Origin of the sequence: Bizionia hallyeonensis (genome assembly GCF_042657385.1) — a bacterium.
GTDB lineage: Bacteria > Bacteroidota > Bacteroidia > Flavobacteriales > Flavobacteriaceae > Algorimicrobium > Algorimicrobium hallyeonense.
The window spans coordinates 1-14,497 of the sequence record NZ_JBHSLA010000008.1; the positions used below are offsets into that span (position 1 = coordinate 1).

A 14,497-nucleotide genomic window follows, 5' to 3' on the forward strand; every position below is an offset into this window, starting at 1 on the left:
TGTGTGTTTTCCCGTTGTAAGTTCGGCTAAAATTTTTAATTTGAAAGGTTCACTGTACCGTCTAATTACTTTGTCATTTTTATACATAATTGTTTTGAATTATGTAGCCTTATTTTAGGACGGGTCAAAATGTGCTACAACGTTTATGTATAAGGAAAGTTGCGTGTTTGTGTGCGAGGATTTTCCGCAGGAAAATCAGAAGCTAGCAAACGAGCAACAAACTTTGGTTTAGCTAAAACTAGCAATTTTTTTTATACGGTGTTAGCCACTGGCTTTTATTTTATTAATACTCTAATTCAATTCCATATTCACTGGCTTTCGAAGATAAAGATATTACTTTCTCGTTATATTTATCTTCCATTCCAAGTTCCGAAATTCCATTCATAGCGTTGTCAAACATTTTTCCTAATGCCATATAATAATTCTCATCCCAATACCCAAAATCTTCAATAATTTCTAGACAACAGCTTACATAATGTAATTCCAACTCAATATTAAGTTCTGTGATTTTCATTTTGCGAACAGTGCGAATAATTTTCCGAGCCTCTGTCTCACGTAAATCCATATTTTTTCCATTTGGATAAATATATCTTTCGATTTCTTTTTTGTATTTTTCTGTCAGTTGTTCAATATCGCCTGTAGCAAATATTTTCAAGAAGTTTTTTGCGTCAGGAATTTTTTTATACATCTCTAAAATCAGATTAATGATTTCAGTTTTGTCCATTTGGTTTAATTCCTTTTTCAATTCTCTAAGTGCCATATTTTTCGCTAATGTCGGTTTTTTTTTCAGCTTGTGGCTAACGTTTATGTATAAGAATAGTTGCGGTTTTGTGTGCGAGGATTTTCCGCAGGAAAATCAGACGTAACAAAAGTGCAACGACCTTTGATTAAGCCTAAAATAGCAATTATTTTTATACTGTGTTAGGTGCTGTACTTTTTATGAGTGTAAAATTCAATGTATTCAATTTCGTTTTCAGACATTCTTGTAATTCGCAAAATATTATCAGACTCATCACGTGTGTAAATTATAACTTGCGGTATTTTTGTTCCATCCAATTTAAATTCAAAAAAACTTTCTTGAATTAAGTAATTATTGTCGTTATACTTATTTTCCATTAATAAGGATTTTTTATTATCCTTTATCTTGTAAATTTTTGCGATGTTTCCATTAGAATCATAAACATATTCAAAATTTTTGTCGTCAACCTTTTCCCTTTCTATTTCCTTTTCAGATAAATCAACCTTTTGTTCTATTTTTTTTATTTCGACACCAGTAGAGTCAAATAAAATCTTTATTCGAATGGTGTCATTTGGGTACTCAAATTGTGAATGGGAACTAAATTTGCCGTTGGGAAGAAATTTTTTTGAGTCAATTATTCGGCCATTTCTGTCATAAACATACGAGCCAAAGAGCATTGGATTAATTGATTTTGATTTATCTAATAAATACCTATCAGTTTGTTTAATCTTATTCCGCTTTTTTAGGTCAGAACTTTTTTTGTAAACACTTTGTGCGTTAGTTATTAAAGCTATTAATAGAAAAATAGAAGTTAATAATTTAGTCATATGGTTTTTCTTGTATTGCACCTAACGGTTTCGTGTATCTTAAGTTAGCTTTTTGTAATAAAGTTATAAATTTAAGTATATAAACAGAAAGAACAAAAAGAGAGGATTAAGGTTATTTTGTGTATTGAGACTACGATCTCGTTTTTCATGACAATCCCCTCTCTTTCCTACTATTATTTCGAACAGTTCTGTGAGACTTTAGATCTCGTTTTTAAGATGCAGAAAAGCTAGTAGATCACTTCTTTCGTTAAATTAATATATATGAGTGAAAATACAAATTATTTTGGAATAGACATAAGTAAAGATGTCTTTGATGTGAGTGGAGCAGATGGCAAGCATTATCAGTTTAAAAATGATCTTTCTGGCTTTAAAAAATTATTGAATTTAACCAATGAGTTTTCTCATTGTGTTATGGAATCTACGGGTGTCTATCACTTGCGCTTATCCTATTATTTAGAAGAAAAAGGAGTTGCTGTAAGTGTTGAAAATCCTTTGTCTATTAAACGCTTTATTCAAATGCGATTAACAAAAATAAAAACAGACAAAAAAGATTCGCAAATGATTTATGAGTATGCTGTAAACTCTGGGGTTGAACTTCGTTTATGGAAAGGCCAGAGTAAAACACAAATAGCTTGTTCTCAAATAATAAGCCTAACCAACTTGTATACTAAACAAACGACAGCACTTAAAAATAAGTTGCAAACAGAGGAGGCTATGGGATCTCCTTGTACTTTAGTGATACAATCCTTAAAAAGAAGTTTAAAACACTTGAAAAAAGAAATAGATAAGCTAGAAGATACATTGCTAGAGTTGGTAAAATTGGATAATCAAGATTTGCTTACTAGGGTAGAGAGTATTCCTGGTATAGGACGCAAGTCAAGTATGTTATTGATCGTCTTAACGGGGGGATTTGAGCGTTTTAATAAGGCATCAGAGCTTTGCTCTTTTGCTGGTTTAACCCCTATGATAAGACAGTCTGGAAGCAGCATAAGATCCAGATCAAGAATAAGTAAAATGGGGAATAGACGATTAAGGAAAACGTTGTTTATGTGCAGTCTCTCAGCTAAGAAACATAATAAAGCGTGTAGAGAAATCTTCGATAGAATTGTAGCAAAAGGAAAGAGCAAAAAATTAGCATTAATAGCTGTCTGTAATAAGCTGTTAAAACAGGCTTTTGCCTTGGCAAAATCAGGGTTGATATATGATGAGAACTATAAAAGTGTTTTAATGAATTTAAATTAATAATTACTTGTTTTTTAACACAGTTCTTGAAAAGTGCGTGTTTGTGTCAGAGGATTTTCCGAAGGAAAATTGGAAGAAAGCAAACACGCACTTTCCTTTGGTTAAGCACTAAAATAAGCATTTTTTATACACAGTGTTACCTACAGTATTTATTTTAAATATTCAAAAAGAGAATACAATTCGTAATAGTAAACAATTGCTATTGTCATCCTGATTAAGTTTTCCTCAAAATCGTTTTCAGTTAATCTTTCTGAAAAGTCTCTTACAGCAAATCCATAACTTGTTTCTGGGATTTCTTTTTTCTCTAAAAGGTGTTCTATAATTAACTCATTTTTGTTATTTTGAATCACACAGTTTAAAAATATTCCATTAGGATCTAAAGTATAGATGTCAATAACTTTGGTTCCTTCCAGATTTCTTCCTTTTTCACGTAATATTATTTCAAGTTCAGACCAAATCTTGTCGTAAGTTCCTTCTTTTTTTAAATCGTCTAAAATGTTTTTGGTTTCTATAGATAAAACGAAATCAGAATCAATATTTTGTTTGTTTAAATCTTTTAGATATGATAAGTAAGCATTACCTATAGTTTGGTTCTTATATTTTTTTAATATCTTTTTCTCAAACGAACTTACAGCATTATTTATTAGTATAATATCATTTTCGGTTAAGCAATTTTCTAAATCAGATGCGTAATTCAGCTTTTTTGAGTTCGAGCAACTTAAAATCGTTAAAATCAAAAAAATGATGAATATTAATTTAGAATGCAGGAGTTTGCTCATATTGTAGGTAACGTGTTTGTGTATGGCTCGTTGCGGAAAATCAGCTATGATTTTCCGCCGTAACCGAAAGATAGCAAATTGCGGCTGAATTCCGATTAGGAATTCAGCCGCAATGAGCTATACACGTTGTTGTAAAACGTTTTTATTTTTGCTTTAATTCAATCGAATCCGCACTATGGATTTTGATTTCCCAATCTTTATCAATCACACGCCATCTACTAAATCCGCTCAATATTTTATTTTCTCTCCATTTATTGTCGAAATAATAAAGTAAACGAATTTCATTTTCATAATCGTTTTCCGTTTTATAGTTGATTCGTTTTCCTTTAAAAATTTTAGTCTCATTTTCTTCAGGTGCTAAAGTGTCAATTTTAGTCATTGCATTCCGACCAATTAGCGTAATGTTTGAAATTCCGAGTTCAGTTTTGTTAATGACTTTTACATTAATTCGATTGCTTTTTTCAAATGCATAGGATTGAAGAAACCAGATTAGAGCTGAACATAACATTAAAGCGAAAATATTAACACTCGATTCTTTAATTCCGCTTAAAAATCCAAATTTTTTAAAATTCGAAATGAGCAAAATTAATAGCGATAATGTTAATAAAGGAATTATTAAATAGACGAAAGAATAACCAACTAAAAGATAAAGGTTTTTAAAAATTCCAAATCCGAAAACTGCGATTCCGAGTAAAAGTGAAATACCTAATATGTAATAAAAAACTTTATTCGCTATTCTTGAAATTTTTTTCATTCACAATTTTTGTCAAATGTTTTACAACGTTGTTGTATATGGTTTGTTGCGTGTTTAAGCACCTAATTTAGTAAATAAAAACCAACTAGAAAATCCGCGAGGATTTTCGTAAGTAGGCTAGAACTAGCAATAAATTATATACGGTGTTGTGTGTAGTCTTTTATTCCGTTTTATTATTTTTCCAACCTATATCAACAATATCAAATGTTTTAGTTTCTTTATTCAGTTTGTATTTTATATAGTTTCCTTTTAAGCAACTATTAGATTCTTTTTGTGTTAACAACCAAGAAGAAATGCTAATAATATTCTCATCACTAAAATCGTAGTCATAAGTCATTTCATTTTCTTCTAATAAATCTATACAATTAGTCGAATTATTTGAAAGTAGTTTATATTGAAATTCACTAAACCAATTTACCATTTTAGTTGGTGTGATTTTGTTATTCCTAAAACTATATGTTTGTATATCATTTCCATCTCCAACAATATCATTTGTTACAATAAAAAAGTCATTTATTCCAAAATCATATATTGATAATGTCCAAAATCCATCAACAACTTGAATTCCGATTGTATTTGGTTTAATATATTTGATGTTGTTGTACATTTCAGTTGAATCAATTAAATAATTGTTATTCTCTATGAAATCTACTGTTTTTTTTCTGTCTTTTTTACTCCATTCCCAACTATCCATTGTCGATTCAGGTAATATTTTAAGAATATTTAGAAGAGTCTTATGTTCGGAATAGTTTATATTAATTGTATCCTTAAATTCTATTTCTTTTTTCGATTCAAATTCTGAAGAGTTGGTTGAAGTTTGGTTCAATTTTATTGTGCTTTCCTCAGTAGATTTAACCTTAGAATCACAAGAATAAATTCCAATTATAAAGATTATTAATATGTAAATTTTGTAGTTCGTCATTTTTTTAGATTACACACAACGTGTTTGTGTATGATTAGTGGCGTGCTTTAAGCACGGAATTTAGCAAATAAACACCTAATAGAAAATCCGCGAGGATTTTCGTAAGCAAGCCAGAACCAGCCATTAATTATACACGGTGTTAGCCATAGTTATTTTTTCAATGTCATTGTATGCAATCCACGATTTTAGTCTTTGAATATAGAACATTTTGAGATAATTTTCTGATAAAAAGATATTCGACCAATCAAACCTTTTTGCTTGAACACCAAGATAAAAAACAAAAACAGCCAATCCTGCTTTGGGAATCAATTTCAATTCATTATCGGATAATTGTATAATACTTTGATAGCCTTCTAAAAAATATTTTTTCTTCATTTCGTATTCTTTCTTGTCGTTTTCAATGTGGAATAGTTGCTTGCAAAAATAGCCAACGTCTAAAATCTGTGCTCCATTTCCACAAAAATCAAAATCGTAAATAGTGATTTCTTTCTCATTAGTTACAGCCATATTATCATACCAAATGTCCATATGAACAATTCCGTGTCGAGTGTTTTTAAAATCGGTTTTTTTAAAGAATTGACCAATGTCTTTAATAAATTTCATTTCAGGCAATTTCTCTGGAAAAAATTGTTTTAAATGTTCATAAGGTAATTTTAAAAGTGATTCTTTATCGTAAGAAATTCGGTCGATAGTTTTGTTTGAAGTAAGATTATGAATTTTAGCCATTAATGAGCCAATTAAGGAACAAGTTTCTTTATCCGTAAATCGGATTTTCCCTCCTTTTGCAAACGAAAAAAGGACTACGTATCTAATTCCTTCTGGTGCATTTATTTCTTGAATGAATTCCCCGTTTTTATCTTGAATTGGAAAAGAAACACTTAAATTATTTTCGTTTAATAATTTTAAAAGTTCTATCTCTTCAGTAATATCAGATTTTGACCTCCAATTATGGCTATAAACCCTTAAAACGTATTTAGTTTCATTATCTGAAAGAAAATAAGTATGATTCATTCCTGTTCTAAATAATTTACAGTCGTAGTTTTTATTCAATCCGTATTTTTCTTTTGCAAACTCTCCCAATTCTTTTGCAGAGATTGTAGATGCTATAACTGGAAATACTGTCATTTTTTTTTAATTGTGGCTAACGGTCTAGTATAAGAAAGGTAGGGTAGGTTGATAAGCGATACGTTTCGGTTTTGTACTAAGCCAAATTTAATATTTGGTGACTTTATAAATAAACACAGGCCTTTTGGAAAGCCTAAACTGCCCTATGTTTTTTATACCTTGTTGTGCTTTCGTTATTTATCAAATGACACCCAATCCATTTTTAATAATCCCTCTTTATTAAAAAAAGTAAAATTAGTATTAATCTGCAATTCATTATACATATCTTCATTAACTCTCAATTTTACAGGTTTGTTTTTATTCATTTTATCTATAACAATATTATAATAATCATATTTTCCACCTGAGACGTATTTATTAATAATAACACTAGTCTCTTTTTTTGGTGTAGAAAAATCTAAAGCACAATTTAAAACTAGAGCACCAAAAAAAGCATATCCATAAATAAAAACATATATCATAGATAAACTCACATAGCTCATTACTTTATTAGACTTAAATTCTTTGGTTCTAATTAAGCACAATACAAAAATTATTGCCGAAGTAATTAATGATGTTTTCCATAAGCCATTGAAATTGATAACATTGTAGTCTATAAAATATAGGCCAAGCAATATTAAAGCGGGTAGTGCTATTGATCCTAAAATATAAGTATAAACGGTAGTATTATATGATGAAGGGTCGGATTGTTTTTCAATTCTGCGTTCGGAAGATTTTCCTGAAAAATCATCTAACTTAATTATGCCTTTAAAATAGAAAATTGCAATAAATGACAATAAAGGAATAATGATAGCCGGAACTATTATAAATGGTCGTGTTAGTGAGAAAAAATAGAATGGAAATATTATAATTGATGTACTATTAAGTAAAGTAGCTATATTTTTTGCCTTTTTCACTTCCTGCAGGCGTTCAAACCTGTTCATTCCAATATCTTCATCGTTTAATACTTGTTCCCATTCGTTGTGTACTTTTACAGCATTTAAATCCGTCAAATTAGTTTCTATCCATTTTACTAATTCATTAAAATCATTATAGTAAGGGTATATTTTAATAGTCTTTCGTTTAGTTTTAATTAGAATATATTTTAATGATTTAGAGTAAGTGGAAGTCCAATATTCTTTTTCAAAACCTATAATTTCATTAAGACTAATCTTTTCTTTTTTTAAGATATTTTGGACTGTTAAATCACTTTTGTTGATAGTTAAATATGAAACATATTTATTCCTATAATAAATTATTACAATGCAAATCATAGATCCTATCGTTAGATAAAACCCAATATTTAATTGAAAATAATTAGATGGTAAAAATATCTTTACTGAGCTTATTATTAAAACTAAGGCTATAATAAAAACAAGTAGAATGTAAGAGGATTTTTTTTTATAAGTTGTCATTTAATTTTTTATCTCAATCATTATTTTTAATGAAGCACAACGGTCTAGTATATGAAACGTAGCGTATAAATAAACACTAACTTTTCGGATTATACACGAGCCAAATTTTTATTTTTTCTATTTATCTTTAATTTTTTAAATATACAAAAATAAAAATTTGGTGGACTTAATAGAGAAGCAAAAACCTCTCGGAAAGCCTGTAATAGCTATGTTTTATATACATTGTTGTGCATAGTGCTTTTCACGTTTTGCTTGGTTTTCCGATGTTTGTTATTTAGTTCTAAATTGAGCGTTGGCAAGACATATTCTTTTACAGTTTTGGTGGTGCGATGGCTTGAGCGACTGTAAATGTGTATGGCTTTCAGCGTTGGCAATTCCGATTACTTACTTAATTTCAAAATCCGAAATGCACCTTGTATTACCACTATAAAAACGATTGTTCCAACAATTAAATCAGGTTTGTTGGAATTTAGCCAATTCACTAAAATTCCTGCAATTATTACTCCCAAATTGATAATCACGTCATTGGAAGTAAAAATCATACTCGCTTTCATATGCGCCTCTTCTTTGCTCTTTGACTTTTGCAAAATGTAAAGACAAATTCCGTTTGCGATAAGAGCTAAAATCGAAACGATAATCATCGTTGAAAAATCGGGAAGTTTCTCGTCTCCAAAAAATCTTCTCAATACTTCCACAAATCCAATAATCGCAAGTGTTATCTGAAAATAGCCTGCAATTTTTGCAATCCGTTTTTTCTTAATCAACGTTCCGCCAACCGCAAACAAGCTAATCCCGTACACGAAACTGTCCGCAAGCATATCTAAACTGTCGGCAACCAATCCCATTGATTTCGAGATGAGTCCTGTGGTCATTTCGATAATGAAGAAGACAAAATTTATCGCCAGTACAATCCAAAGTAGCTTTTTTTGGTTGGTGTTTTCTACAAAATCTTTTTCGTTGGTTTCTTCGGTCGAAATTTTCTTTCCGCCTAAATTTAATTCGATAATTGACTTTTCAATTTGGTCGTTTTGACCATCGTGGAAAACAGTCAGTTTTCGGTTGGGAATGTCAAAATCGAGATTTTTGATTTCTTCAATTCCGTCCAGTTTCATTCGGATTAGATTTTCCTCGGAAGGACAATCCATTTTACTGATTTCAAAAATTGTTTTGTTCATTTTAGTCGTCATCTTCGTTTCCAAAAGGTTTGATAATTATTCCAACGCTAAATATAAAACCGTCTGTTGGTGCATAGATTTCGGGAAATTCTGGATTGTCGTGTGGTGGCAAAACCAAAGGCGAGAATTTGCTTTGTCTTCTATCGGTAAAGTTTTCAAAATTCACAAAAGCACTACCAAATTTAAAGTTTCGCATTAACAATAATCCCATCGTTACAAAATCGGTTGTTTCAGTTCCATTTGACAAAAATTGTTTTCCTGTGTAAAACGTTTCATAACCGATTCGCCATTTTTCAGATTCGTACATCAAAACACTTCCTGCGTTATGTTTTGCAGTTAGAGGTTTTTGTGGATTGCCAGCCAAATAATTCAATTTTGTGTCAATGAGTGCATAATTCAAGAACCAACGAAAATCTTTATAGGTAAACTTGATGTTTGTTTCAGCACCTTTGCTCAAAATTTTATCTGTTGCATTCTCAAATTGGAAAAATCCATTATCGGTTGAATTTAACAGTAATGCATCATTAATTGCAGTTACATAAAACAGTTGGTTAATAGAAAAACCTACGGATTCAAATAAGAGTGTTTGATAGTTGAAATCAAGATTTATACCATAAGAACGTTCCGCATTTAGTGAAGATTTATCAATGCCAAGTACATTTTCAAAATTGATAAATTCCGCCTCTTCTGTAAAAATATCTGGAATTTTGTAGCCTAAACCACCACCAATTCTGCTGGAAAATCCGCTATCGTTTTTGTATAGCAATGAAACTCTTGGAAGCGGAAAGAAGCCAAAATCAGTATTGTAATCTGCTCGCAATCCTGTTTCCAAAATCCAATTATCCGAAATGTCATAAATATTATTTACAAATGCTCCATAAGTTATGTCTGTTTGGTCACGTTGCAAAGTCGCATTATCATTTTCATCAAAATCGGAAGTATATAGGTTTGCACCAAAAATCCAATCTATTTTATTGGCGGACTTTTGATAGTTTATTTCTGTGAATGTATTGGTTTGTTTTCCGTCAAAAGCAAAATCGGGAATGGTTAGTTTTCTGTCAAAGAATGAGATACTGTTTTTAATATTTAATGAACTAACCGAATCTAATTGAGTTTCGTAAACCACTTGACTGCTCAATCTTTTTGATAGATTTTCTTCGGTATATTGATGGATGCCATTTTCGCCACTTTCAATTTTTGTGATGTCGCCACCAATTCTGTCGTCATACGTTCCGTTTAAGCCAAACCAAAATGTTGTTTTTTCTGATGGATAATAAAAGAATTTTGGGTTGAAAGAAATAGATGTTGTTTGTGGTAAATTACTAAAGCCATCATCTTCTGGGTCGTAAGCCTTTTGATAATGACCTGAACCGTATAATGAAACTCCAAATTTTTCATTTCGTTTGCTATAAAATACATTCGCAGTACTTCCTAACGCTTGTGTTTGTGTCAACATAATATCCAAAGTTGGTTCTTCATCTGGTGTTTTTGATACCATATTTATCAAACCTCCAATTGCTCCACCACCATAAAGTGTTGATGAACTTCCTTTAATGATTTCAAATTGTTTTAAGTCCAATGGCGGAATTTGCAGAATACTCAAACCGCTTGAAAATCCGCCATAAAGTGGAAATCCATCTCGTAAAAGTTGTGTGTAACGTCCATCAAGACCTTGAATTCTAATGTTGGTATTCGCACTACTTAAAGAAGTTTGTTGCATCTGTATTCCTGTACTTTCCCGAAGTACCATTGAAATATTGGTTGGGTTCATTACCGCTTTTTCGCTTAATTCTTCCGCTCCAATAAATTCAATTCGAGTTGGAATTTTTCTTACTGTCCGTGTACTTCTTGAAGATTGTATGACAACTTCGTCAAGTTCATTACCTCCCGATTCGAGCTTGAAAGCGAACTCCTTTTTTGTTCCAACATCAATAGTAGTTTCTATGGTTTTGAAGCCTATGTATGAAATTTTTATAATGTGGTTTCCATTTGGGATTTCTGTAAATGTGGCAATTCCGTCAAAATCTGTTACTGCTCCTTTTTCTAATTCTTCAAAATAGACGGTCGCTCCCAATAATGGTTCGTTGGTTTCTGCATCTTTCACAGAAATGGAAATATCGCTCGTCTGTGCGAACGTTATAATTGATACGAATAGAAATAATGTGTTTAAAAATATGTTTTTCATCTGCTTATTCTGGTTTAAAAGAATAATGCAAATGTATTTAGGATTTACTGCAACTCGATTGCAAAGATTACTTGTTACAGTTGTCGCATAGACCTTTTACGACCATATTTGCTTGTTGTTGTTTGAAGTTTTCAGGAAGTTGAATTTTGGGAATAGGAACATCAAAAAGGCAGAATGTTTTATCGCAGTTTGTGCAATAAAAATGATAGTGCAAATCCTTTGGGTCGCAGTTACAACCTTTGGCACAAACCGCATATTTGGTCATTCCAGAACCATCTTCAATGCTGTGGATAACTTTGTTTTCCTCAAATGTTTTCAGCGTTCTGAAAATCGAACTTCTGTCCGTGTATGCCAATGCGTTTTCAATATCTTTCAATGATTGAGCTTTTTCTTGGCTCAAAAGATGTCGTAATACCACAGTTCTGACTGCGGTGTTTTTTACTTTTTTTATTTTTAGGATTTCTTCTTCGGTTTGCATTTTCCTAATGTATCATTTTTTTCGAGCGTTGGCGAAAAACAGCTCTTTTATTTTTTTCAGCGGTGGCTTTTTGCGGTTGGAAAAAAATAAATGTGCTGTTTGTGCGGTTGGCTTTTTTAGTTCAAATGTTGAATTTAGCACGATTTTTTGCATTATGCACAACGGTCTCGTATAACCGTCAGTTACGGGTTAATATGCGTTAATTTTCGGTTTAGCACTGACCTTAGCAATTCCGAGTGGATTCGGACGTAGTCGAATCCGCCGTAATTGCGGTTATACATTGTTACCTACCGTATTTTCTTTTCAGTTTCCTCCATTTCCGTTTCTCCATCGTAATATTTATCAGCCCGTATTTTGCTAATGAACCATAAATTCCAGATAATTTGTCACTCGGTTTACGTAAATCAATTTCCTCAATATTTTCTAAAGTGATAAATTCTAAAACGGTCAGTTTTTCTAATGGATATTGATTAATTACAATCAAAGGGTTTTTCACATTTGAGTAATCACGAATAATTATTTCCGTATCTACACCTTCGTGTGAGATTTTTACACCTTTTTCAGAAATCGAATCTTTCTTTTCAGCGTTAAATTCCAAATATTTATAAGCTTGATTTTCCACGTAATTTTTCAATGTTGTGGTTTTTTCTAGTTGTTTCCATTCCATATTTGATTCTTGTCCGAAAGTTATATTTCCGACTAAAATTAATGTTATGAAAATCAGTTTTCTCATATGGTAGGTAACGTTTTTGTATAAGATTAGTTGCGCGTATTAAACACTAGATTTAGCAAATAATTCATAGCTAGAAAGTCTGCGAGGACTTTCGCAAATAGGCGAGTACAAGCAATTAATTTTATACTTTGTTAGCAAAAGTTATTTCTCTTTTATTATTAAATCTTGGAAACTGATACACCAATTGAACAAGGGGTAATTCATATTACCTCGCTTTCCGTAATTCGTGTCAGAAAAATTGAATACAGATTTTTCACTGTCAGAATCACGTAAATTTCCGTAAACATAACGCCTTGATATGTAGCATTTTTGTCCTACTTTAAACGGAACATCTTTTCTTAAATCGTCAAATTCACCAGCCAAGACTGTATTTTCAGCATCATTGATATATACATTCCTAATGATTAAGTTGGTGAACTCTGATGAATTTTTAACCCTGTTTCCAAGATAGAAAACACCTTCATCTAATAAGGTGGAAAACTCATCAATGAAATTACCTTTAAATTCAATGCTAATTTCTTTGAATCCATGTTCATTTGTTCCTGAGTCAAATATCTTGTGTATGGGTTCTGAAAGGTCTTTTACCAAGGAACGAGTACCATAGCTAAGGTAAGTTTCTTTTTCTATCTTGTTTTGTACTGATAATTGAATAGTGTTACCATCAATAATTTTTGCGGATTTAACAGGAATTACTTTCTTATTAACATCATACATTCTGATGCCATAGGATTGTCCTTGTTTGGGCAAAAAAATAGTATCTAAAACTAAAGGTGGACGGGGAACATGAAATTTAACATAGACTTCTTTTTTATCTTCAGAAAAATAAGCTTTTAATGGTCTTAAAGGTTGCCAATCTTCCTTGTCTATTAATACCCTTTTTATAACTTTTCCAAATTGTTCTCCCAGCCATCTTTCAGAATCAGCAGTTAAATGAATACCATCACCATGATATTTTTTACCTCTATATTCGTATACTGTATTTTCAGCATTAGGCATCATGTATGTTGGCCCAACCATGTACATGTTAGGGTTTTCTTCAGTAGCCAATAATTGCGCTGTTCCTGACATTGTTCCGCCCGTTTGGTAAGTAAAGAAAGGTACATTAATTTCTTTGCCCAATATATTTGAAATGTCGGTATCGTAATCCTTTTTTAATTGAATTAAGTCATTTTTGTAAGCATGTAAAAATTCTTTTCTTGGTAATGCTTCATCCCATCTATTAAGTTTACGGGTGTTGTTCGCTTCTCCTTGCATCCAAGTAACTGCCATCACGTTATAGGTAAGGTTTAAGCTATCAGCTTTTTGTTTTGCTTTCAGCACATCATTTATTGAGGTTTTATAATGCCCACCTTTGGATTGGCGCCTTTCTGCCCGTAAATCTTTTGCATCATCGTGTCTTTTGTCTAACTCTCTTAAATAGCGTCCACCTTGTCCAGCATAACTAAAAAGTAGCTTACCGTTAATTTTTGATTTTTCAGTAAAATAATCGCATAGACCATTTGCTATTGTTTCTCCTTCAACAACACGCCTATTAGCAATAAGTGGGGCAAAGTCAAAATTATCAAGACTCCTTAAATTAGGGTTATCTGGAAAATAATTATATGTCCAAGTATGGGTACCCATGCGAAACTTTAAATTCCCATAACCAGTTATTGAATCAGTAATGATTGGTAGAGATTGTTCTCCTGCTCCTAGAGATTGTCCCATATGTACAATATGGTTTATATCCGATGATTTATAAGTCTTGCAGGAAATAAAACTATATATTAAAAGTATTACTATCTTGTTTCTAAATCTCATTTTCTAATTTTTGCTAACGGTCTTGTATATGGAAAGTTGCGGGTTTGCGTGCGAGGAATTTCCGAAGGAAATTCAGACGTAGCAAACGTGCAACGACCATAGAATTAAGCACAAAATAGCAATTTTTTATATACGTTGTTGCCAACTGTGCTTTTTTATTTCAGTATTTATCTTTTCAGAGTTCGAGTCAGTTCGTCAGCTTTTCAATTCCGCAAACTTGCTCAAATTCCGATTTATTATTTTTTCGGCAGTGTGGAATTCAGACGTGATTTTGCGTTTTGTTCCGATTTCCACATTTCCATAATTTTGTCAAATTCCGCACAGAAATTCAGTCAGATTTTGAG

13 protein-coding genes are annotated in these 14,497 nt (G+C 31.5%); 1 reads left to right on the plus strand and 12 read right to left on the minus strand.

What is annotated here, in order from left to right:
* Positions 1-283 precede the first annotated feature (283 nt).
* Positions 284-760: a DUF6155 family protein gene (locus ACFPH8_RS14625; protein WP_376862143.1), complete on the minus strand. Its 477-nt coding sequence runs from the start codon at positions 758-760 to the stop codon at positions 284-286.
* Positions 761-921: 161 nt separating this feature from the next.
* A complete protein-coding gene (locus ACFPH8_RS14630; protein ID WP_376862145.1) occupies positions 922-1,566 on the minus strand; it encodes a hypothetical protein in 645 nt (214 codons plus the stop codon).
* 261 nt (positions 1,567-1,827) lie between these two features.
* Here ACFPH8_RS14630 and ACFPH8_RS14635 point away from each other — a divergent pair, with 261 nt between their 5' ends.
* Positions 1,828-2,808, plus strand: coding sequence for an IS110 family RNA-guided transposase (locus tag ACFPH8_RS14635; RefSeq protein ID WP_376862147.1), 981 nt, complete (start codon positions 1,828-1,830; stop codon positions 2,806-2,808).
* Between the two features lie 149 nt (positions 2,809-2,957).
* On the opposite strand, the gene ACFPH8_RS14640 is transcribed toward ACFPH8_RS14635, so the two are convergent.
* The 10 genes from ACFPH8_RS14640 to ACFPH8_RS14685 all read right to left on the minus strand — a co-directional run bounded on the left by ACFPH8_RS14640 (position 2,958) and on the right by ACFPH8_RS14685 (position 14,060).
* Positions 2,958-3,587, minus strand: coding sequence for a hypothetical protein (locus ACFPH8_RS14640; RefSeq protein WP_376862149.1), 630 nt, complete (start codon positions 3,585-3,587; stop codon positions 2,958-2,960).
* Between the two features lie 142 nt (positions 3,588-3,729).
* Positions 3,730-4,341, minus strand: a complete 612-nt coding sequence (locus tag ACFPH8_RS14645; protein WP_376862151.1) for a hypothetical protein — start codon at positions 4,339-4,341, stop codon at positions 3,730-3,732.
* 160 nt (positions 4,342-4,501) lie between these two features.
* On the minus strand, positions 4,502-5,263 hold the full coding sequence (locus tag ACFPH8_RS14650) for a hypothetical protein (protein ID WP_376862153.1): 762 nt from the start codon (positions 5,261-5,263) through the stop codon (positions 4,502-4,504).
* Between the two features lie 123 nt (positions 5,264-5,386).
* On the minus strand, positions 5,387-6,388 hold the full coding sequence (locus ACFPH8_RS14655; RefSeq protein WP_376862155.1) for a phosphotransferase: 1,002 nt from the start codon (positions 6,386-6,388) through the stop codon (positions 5,387-5,389).
* A 173-nt stretch (positions 6,389-6,561) separates the two neighbouring features.
* On the minus strand, positions 6,562-7,782 hold the full coding sequence (locus ACFPH8_RS14660) for a hypothetical protein (protein WP_376862157.1): 1,221 nt from the start codon (positions 7,780-7,782) through the stop codon (positions 6,562-6,564).
* A gap of 380 nt (positions 7,783-8,162) precedes the next feature.
* Positions 8,163-8,957 (minus strand): cation efflux transmembrane domain-containing protein, encoded by a 795-nt coding sequence (locus ACFPH8_RS14665; RefSeq protein WP_376862159.1) that lies wholly within the window; start codon positions 8,955-8,957, stop codon positions 8,163-8,165.
* A gap of 1 nt (position 8,958) precedes the next feature.
* Complete coding sequence (locus ACFPH8_RS14670; RefSeq protein ID WP_376862161.1) at positions 8,959-11,142, minus strand: TonB-dependent receptor; 2,184 nt, start codon at positions 11,140-11,142, stop codon at positions 8,959-8,961.
* A 67-nt stretch (positions 11,143-11,209) separates the two neighbouring features.
* A complete protein-coding gene (locus tag ACFPH8_RS14675; RefSeq protein WP_034257669.1) occupies positions 11,210-11,620 on the minus strand; it encodes a Fur family transcriptional regulator in 411 nt (136 codons plus the stop codon).
* Positions 11,621-11,903: 283 nt separating this feature from the next.
* The gene (locus ACFPH8_RS14680) at positions 11,904-12,353 is read right to left on the minus strand and encodes a hypothetical protein (RefSeq protein WP_376862164.1); all 450 of its coding nucleotides are present in this window, start codon (positions 12,351-12,353) and stop codon (positions 11,904-11,906) included.
* 141 nt (positions 12,354-12,494) lie between these two features.
* Positions 12,495-14,060 (minus strand): hypothetical protein, encoded by a 1,566-nt coding sequence (locus ACFPH8_RS14685; protein WP_376862166.1) that lies wholly within the window; start codon positions 14,058-14,060, stop codon positions 12,495-12,497.
* Between the last annotated feature and the right edge of the window lie 437 nt (positions 14,061-14,497).

What these genes read in the sequence shown, in the direction of transcription:
- ACFPH8_RS14670 (WP_376862161.1), bottom strand. Translation starts at nt 11,142, where the DNA reads ATGAAAAACATATTTTTAAACACATTATTTCTATTCGTATCAATTATA.
- ACFPH8_RS14630 (WP_376862145.1), bottom strand. Translation starts at nt 1,566, where the DNA reads ATGACTAAATTATTAACTTCTATTTTTCTATTAATAGCTTTAATAACT.
- ACFPH8_RS14635 (WP_376862147.1), top strand. Translation starts at nt 1,828, where the DNA reads ATGAGTGAAAATACAAATTATTTTGGAATAGACATAAGTAAAGATGTC.
- ACFPH8_RS14680 (WP_376862164.1), bottom strand. Translation starts at nt 12,353, where the DNA reads ATGAGAAAACTGATTTTCATAACATTAATTTTAGTCGGAAATATAACT.
- ACFPH8_RS14655 (WP_376862155.1), bottom strand. Translation starts at nt 6,388, where the DNA reads ATGACAGTATTTCCAGTTATAGCATCTACAATCTCTGCAAAAGAATTG.
- ACFPH8_RS14660 (WP_376862157.1), bottom strand. Translation starts at nt 7,782, where the DNA reads ATGACAACTTATAAAAAAAAATCCTCTTACATTCTACTTGTTTTTATT.
- ACFPH8_RS14650 (WP_376862153.1), bottom strand. Translation starts at nt 5,263, where the DNA reads ATGACGAACTACAAAATTTACATATTAATAATCTTTATAATTGGAATT.
- ACFPH8_RS14665 (WP_376862159.1), bottom strand. Translation starts at nt 8,957, where the DNA reads ATGAACAAAACAATTTTTGAAATCAGTAAAATGGATTGTCCTTCCGAG.
- ACFPH8_RS14645 (WP_376862151.1), bottom strand. Translation starts at nt 4,341, where the DNA reads ATGAAAAAAATTTCAAGAATAGCGAATAAAGTTTTTTATTACATATTA.
- ACFPH8_RS14675 (WP_034257669.1), bottom strand. Translation starts at nt 11,620, where the DNA reads ATGCAAACCGAAGAAGAAATCCTAAAAATAAAAAAAGTAAAAAACACC.
- ACFPH8_RS14640 (WP_376862149.1), bottom strand. Translation starts at nt 3,587, where the DNA reads ATGAGCAAACTCCTGCATTCTAAATTAATATTCATCATTTTTTTGATT.
- ACFPH8_RS14625 (WP_376862143.1), bottom strand. Translation starts at nt 760, where the DNA reads ATGGCACTTAGAGAATTGAAAAAGGAATTAAACCAAATGGACAAAACT.
- ACFPH8_RS14685 (WP_376862166.1), bottom strand. Translation starts at nt 14,060, where the DNA reads ATGGGACAATCTCTAGGAGCAGGAGAACAATCTCTACCAATCATTACT.